General features: G+C 57.1%; 5 protein-coding genes and 4 pseudogenes. 5 read left to right on the forward strand and 4 right to left on the reverse strand.

Going from position 1 to position 5,529, the window contains the following annotated elements; all coding sequences use genetic code 11:
• Nucleotides 1–310, forward strand: a 310-nt coding sequence (locus BLR85_RS27635; protein ID WP_170844815.1) for a transposase, incomplete at its 5' end; no start/stop codon positions are given.
• Nucleotides 311–326: 16 nt separating this feature from the next.
• Nucleotides 327–716, forward strand: a pseudogene (locus BLR85_RS27640) (transposase); the annotation flags it as partial.
• 55 nt (nt 717–771) lie between these two features.
• On the opposite strand, the pseudogene BLR85_RS28870 reads toward BLR85_RS27640, so the two are convergent.
• Nucleotides 772–867: pseudogene (locus tag BLR85_RS28870) on the reverse strand (IS5/IS1182 family transposase); the annotation flags it as partial.
• Between the two features lie 64 nt (nt 868–931).
• On the opposite strand from BLR85_RS28870, the pseudogene BLR85_RS30405 reads away from it, so the two are divergent.
• The 3 genes and pseudogenes from BLR85_RS30405 to BLR85_RS28880 form a co-directional block, all read left to right on the forward strand.
• Nucleotides 932–1,030: pseudogene (locus BLR85_RS30405) on the forward strand (transposase); the annotation flags it as partial.
• Nucleotides 1,031–1,267: 237 nt separating this feature from the next.
• Complete coding sequence (locus BLR85_RS27650; RefSeq protein ID WP_093164984.1) at nt 1,268–2,170, forward strand: hypothetical protein; 903 nt, start codon at nt 1,268–1,270, stop codon at nt 2,168–2,170.
• 3 nt (nt 2,171–2,173) lie between these two features.
• Nucleotides 2,174–3,592 carry a pectate lyase family protein gene (locus tag BLR85_RS28880; protein ID WP_139188603.1) on the forward strand — a complete coding sequence of 473 codons (1,419 nt, stop codon included), beginning with the start codon at nt 2,174–2,176 and terminating at the stop codon, nt 3,590–3,592.
• Between the two features lie 161 nt (nt 3,593–3,753).
• On the opposite strand, the gene BLR85_RS27660 is transcribed toward BLR85_RS28880, so the two are convergent.
• From BLR85_RS27660 to BLR85_RS27670, 3 genes and pseudogenes are all read right to left on the reverse strand, one after another.
• A protein-coding gene (locus BLR85_RS27660; RefSeq protein WP_425284517.1) for an IS5 family transposase occupies nt 3,754–4,487 on the reverse strand; the annotation gives its coding sequence in 2 pieces (ribosomal slippage) (nt 3,754–4,175 and nt 4,175–4,487; 735 coding nt in all).
• A 168-nt stretch (nt 4,488–4,655) separates the two neighbouring features.
• Nucleotides 4,656–5,195, reverse strand: a complete 540-nt coding sequence (locus tag BLR85_RS27665; protein ID WP_093164993.1) for an IS630 family transposase — start codon at nt 5,193–5,195, stop codon at nt 4,656–4,658.
• Between the two features lie 32 nt (nt 5,196–5,227).
• Nucleotides 5,228–5,529, reverse strand: a pseudogene (locus tag BLR85_RS27670) (hypothetical protein); the annotation flags it as partial.

A 5,529-nucleotide genomic window follows, 5' to 3' on the forward strand; every position in this document is an offset into this window, starting at 1 on the left:
CGTGGAAAGAGTATTGGTTCCGGAACTTGCGCCGGGAACGGTGGTCATTCTGGACAACCTCGCTACACACAAGAGCGCCGCCGCGGCCAAGGCCATGCGAGACGCCGGATGCTGGTTCCTGTTCCTGCCGCCCTATAGCCCCGACCTCAACCCCATCGAAATGGCGTTCTCGAAGCTCAAGGCTCACCTCCGCAGGATCGGCGCTCGCACCTTCACCGAATTGTTCGGCGCCATCGCCCAGGTCTGCGATCTCTATTCTCCGCAAGAATGCTGGAGCTACTTCAAGGCTGCCGGATATGTCTCAGGTTAATGGCGGGGTGCTTTAGGACGAGCAGGTCGGCACCGTGATCGCTGACGGTGCGTATCACACCCGCAGATGCCATGCCGCAATCGTTGCCCGAGATGCGGAAGCGATCATCCCCGTTCGCCGGCCCGTTCGCCGAAATGGACGATTGTGGAAAGAGGACAGCCCAGCTGCGAAAACCCGCAACGAGATACAGCGGGCGTCACAACGCTTCGGCAGATCTCTTTGGAAGCGTTGGAGCAGATATCACATCCGAAGTCGTTTCGAGGCCAGGATGCGATGCCTCAAGGCATTTGGTGGACGCGTCATGGCGAGGAATCCAGACCGAAAGACCGCAGAGATCCACGTCCGCGTAGCTCTCATGAACCGCTTCTCAGCCCTCGGAACGGCTGAGATCGCATCTGACGGATGAAGCCCGTGGGGAAAGGGAAAACTCGTACTTGGGCCGAGTTACGCAACAGCGCCCAGTCGAACCACACCAGAAGCGAACCCCGCTTCCGAAGCGATGCATTATAGCTCGACCAGTTCGTCGTTCGATAGCGGGGAGGTGTGGGCTTCGGCATGCCGCCGATCTAACCTACGGGATTCGTGTTGTGAATCCTGGCCAGGCTTTACGCAACAACGCCCAACGCCATGACCATTCCCGGAAGCGGCCCGCTGGTTTTCACCGCGATGGTTGCAGCGGTCGGCGTGGTCGAAGCCTTTGACCGGGGGCGGGACTTCGCCGTCTAGATCGGGCTTATTCCGCCTTGACCTGCCCCCGAGGCTCCCTCGTTCATAACGAGAGTTTGCGAGCTTTCGGCAAGCCCCCCTCCCCCCGCTCTTGACCAAATACGAATCCTCTGACTGAAATGACGAACCCTATTTGACGGTCGACCTTGTCGGAGTTACCTTGGACTAAATCTATCAGATTTGGCATCGCACTGCCTGCCCCACTTAAGAACCCCATTTCGAAGGACTGTAATGATCAGCGCAAGAGAGTTTTTTGATCTTGAAGCACATTCTATAACGTCGAAACTTGAGGCAGATTTTTATGGCTCCCTCAAAATGAAAAACGCTTCATTCAAAACCACCAACCTTGGGCGGTTCCGGGAGTTGGATGACGAGATTGTACCTTTACTGGCGGAAAAATTTTCGGGGCCTTTGCCGATACTCGATGTTGGCGTTTCGGCCGGGGTTAGCACATTGGAGATGCTCGATTCACTGAAATTTGCTGGACTCTCGCCGACTATCATCGCGACGGATCTATACCTGCTCGGCCATCTCGTGGAGTTGTCGGAGAGGATGACTGTGCTGACCGACCGTCACGGATGGCCGCTACAGTATGAATATAGTGGCCGGACGATCCGTCCTTGGATCCGGCGTCTCGACTACTTTACTCTGACTGCTCCCATTCGCATTATACTTGCGCGGATCTTGGCTCGACGATGCAACGAACGGATTGCGCAAGGCGAAAGTCGCCCCGTGACATTGGCCTCGCGAATTGCAATCGAAGCACCAGAAATTGCGCTCTTCGAGGATGACGTGATGGCTCTACGGTCAGATTTTCACAGAACGTTCAAGTTTATCCGTGCCGCCAACATCCTGAACCTAAATTACTTCAGCGAGGATCGGCTGCGGCTGGCGGTGCGTAATTTGCGGTACTATCTCGCCGAGCCGGGAGCGCTCTTATTAGTTGTGCGGACGAACAAGAAAACTGGCCAGAACGATGGCACATTGTTCGAACTAACTGAAAACGGGAACCTGGTTGCCCGGCAAACGTTCGGCGCTGGATCTGAGATTTCCGAGATTGTCGCAACAATCGAGGCATCTGAAAACGTGGTGCAGGACAGCAGCGCGGACGATGCCCATATGCAGAGAGTCTGAGCCTTGGACTGTTGGATTTCCATCTGGGCCGCTTTGCGGACAAAATGGATTGGATTAGCCTGCGGGGCGCTAATTGCCGCCGGGCTGTCCACCACCGGAACGGCGGAGTCTATGCGTCCTGCGTTTCCCGGTGCCATTGGATTCGGGAGAAACGCGACCGGCTGGCGCGGCGGCGAAGTGGTTGCGATAACTTCTTTGGCCGACGCCGGCCCCGGAACGCTCAGGGATTGCGCAGAAAATGGTGACCGACCTCGAATCTGCGTTTTTTCCCTGTCCGGAACGATCAAGCTTGAAAGGCCGATCCGGCCTGGATCCAATCTCTATATTGCCGGCCAAACCGCGCCCGGACTAGGAGTGCAGTTGCGCAATGGCACTTCCGCGCGGTCGCCGATCGAGATCGAAGAAGCGCATGACATCGTGCTACGGTTTCTTAAGCTACGTCCTGGGCCGAGCTTGGAGCCGTCTCCCGTTGTGGATGCCCTGTCGATTGAGAACGGAGAACGTCTTTATTTTGGCAACCTTTCATTAATGTTTGCCACGGACGAGAACTTCAGCCTGCATGTCTCAGGGCAGGTCTCGTCCGATATCACACTGGAGCGGAGTATTGTTGCCTACGGTCTCGATCGGTCCAGCCACCCTAAAGGAAAGCATTCCAAGGGAGCACTGATCTGCTCCAAGGAGGGCACCGACAACCAATGTGGGCGAGTCACGCTTTGGGGAAATTTATTTGCCCATAACCGTGACAGGAACCCAGATGTGAACGGCACGGATATCGGGCCGGTCGAAGTGGTAAACAACATCTTCTACAACCCGATTAGCCAGTTCGGGGAACTTTATGATCATACCGGTAATTTGCGCTTCGTTTATGTAGGCAACGTTGCAGCCAAGGGGCCGAGCACAACGCTGCGCGCGGCCTGGGCTCTTGAGGCGTTCGAATATGTCGACGCGCATGACATAACTATCATCGCACGGGATAACCAAGTCCTCAGGCGCGCCGATTGTGCCAGAAACGGACAATTTTCCGTCCTAAATCCGCTCGCGCGGATGAAACAGGCTGAAGACCCCGAGGCACCGGAATCCGTGGCTGCGTTGCCGTCGAGCGAAGTGCTCGCGCGAATTCCGCTGCGGGTTGGCGACCAAATTGGCGGTCGCCGAGTGTCCGATCCGCTCGACACGCTCGTGCTCAACAGCCTTGCCAAATGCAAAGGTCGGATAATCAATTCGGTAGAAGAGGTTGGTGGCTGGCCGGAGCTTGCTGAACTGTTCCAGAGAGATCGCGACGAGGACGGAATGTCGGATGATTGGGAGACCGGCAGGCCCGGTCTCGACCCCGATAGGCCCAACGATCCCTGGGCGATTGACATACAGACTGGATTGCCAGTGATCGAGGCATATTTGGCCAATCTGGCAGGGGATATATAGTCGTAAGAACCCGCACGTTTGTCGCGGGCGTAAGAAATGACCGCCTCGACACTCCTTGTGGAATAAGGGCTTCATTGAGCGGCAGCAGCGTGTGGCAGTGGAACGCGACGACGATGAAGATGGCCTTCTTCTCCTCTCTTAGGCTCCAGACTCATTGAATTTCAGAGCCAGAAGATGACGGCGGCAGCGAGTGCGATGGCTGATAGGAATACCTTCGGACATCTGTCGTAACGGGTTGCAACACGTCGCCAATCCTTCAATCGACCGAACATGATCTCGATGCGGTTGCGGCGCTTGTATCTACGCTTGTCATAGCGGACGGGCCTGTCGCGTGATTTCCGACTGGGGATGCAAGGGCGTATCCCTTTGTCTTTCAAGGCATCGCGGAACCAGTCGGCATCGTACCCTCGGTCAGCGATCATCCAATCAGCGGCCGGCAAGCTGCTCAGGAGTGCCCTAGCGCCTGTGTAGTCACTTACCTGACCGGCGGTCATGAAGAAACGGATGGGGCGACCGGAGGCATCGGTGACAGCGTGCAGCTTCGTGTTCATGCCCCCCTTGGTTCGCCCAATCAGACGTCCACGCCCCCCTTTTTCAACCGCAGGCTCGACGCCGTGCGGTGGGCTTTCAGATAGGTCGCGTCAATCATGATCGCCTTGTGATCGGAATGCTCGGCAGCTAGCCCCTCCATGATCCGAGCGAACACGCCCTTGTCGCTCCAACGCTTCCAGCGGTTGTAGAGCGTCTTGGGTGGGCCATACTCCCGTGGAGCATCAGACCAGCGCAACCCGTTGCGATTGATGAAGATAATCCCACTCAGAACGCCTCTGTCATCCACGCGAGGCTTGCCATGGCTCTTCGGAAAATAGGGCTGCAAACGCCCGATCAGGCATATCTCAACCTGCCCCGGCCAATCCCGGTCGCGGCATAACTGAGCGGAACATACACTTAGAAAACGGCTCCAAACTGTTCAGACAAACCGAGCCACCTCTCGATATCTCTTCTTCAAACGTTGTACCCTTGTGCGGATAGCCCACGAACTCCCCATTAAAGCGGTTCCAGTTCACGTTGAAGCGTAACCGGCGGCTTGGAAATAGTTCCAGCACTCTTGTGGGCTGAAGAGATCGCAGACCTCGCCGATTGCGTTGAAGAACCCGGAGAAGGTCCTCGCACCGATCCTGCGTAGATGCGCCTTCAGTTTGGAAAACGCCTGTTCGATGGGATTCAGGTCGGGGCTGTACGGCGGCAGGTAGAGAAACCAGCAACCGTGCGCCCTGAGCGCAGCTTCTGCATCTTTGTTGCGATGGGTGGCCAGGGTGTCGAGGACTACAACTGTGCCCGGGTCCAACTCCGGGGCGAGCACCTTTTCTACGTAGGCAGCGAGGGCTGGGCCGTCCATTGCCCCCTTAATCACCCATGGCGCGATCATGGCATCGTGGGTCAGGCCGGCGATGAGCGTTTGCGTTCCCCAACTGCCGAACGGTGCCGATGCGGTCAGTCGATCACCGCGCTGGCTACGCCCTCTGAGCCGGGTGAGATTGGTTTTGACGGAAGTTTGGTCAATGAACACAATCCGCTCCGGCATTGCCCGCATCGCCGGCATGCGATGCTGGAACCAGTCGGTCCGGGCCTTCCTCACACGGGCGCGCCGGCGTTCGTCCGCAATGAGGCTCTTTTTTTATACGTGTATCCGAGCCGCCGGAGCGCTTGGTCGATACCCGAAATCGAGGCGCATACGCCGTGCGCGTGTTGCAGGGCCGCTTTCAAGTCCGCCAGCGTGATGTCGGGATCCTGTTCCACCAGTTCGACGAAGAAATCCGAATAGGGCGCAAGCTTGCCCTTGCCCGTCTTGCGCGGGTTCACCGCAGGCTCAAGACCGCTTCCTCGCTTGATCCTCTGAGCCAGCCTCGACGCAGATGCCGCTGAGATAATCAGCC

It is taken from the genome of Aliiruegeria lutimaris, assembly GCF_900099935.1.
GTDB lineage: Bacteria > Pseudomonadota > Alphaproteobacteria > Rhodobacterales > Rhodobacteraceae > Tropicimonas > Tropicimonas lutimaris.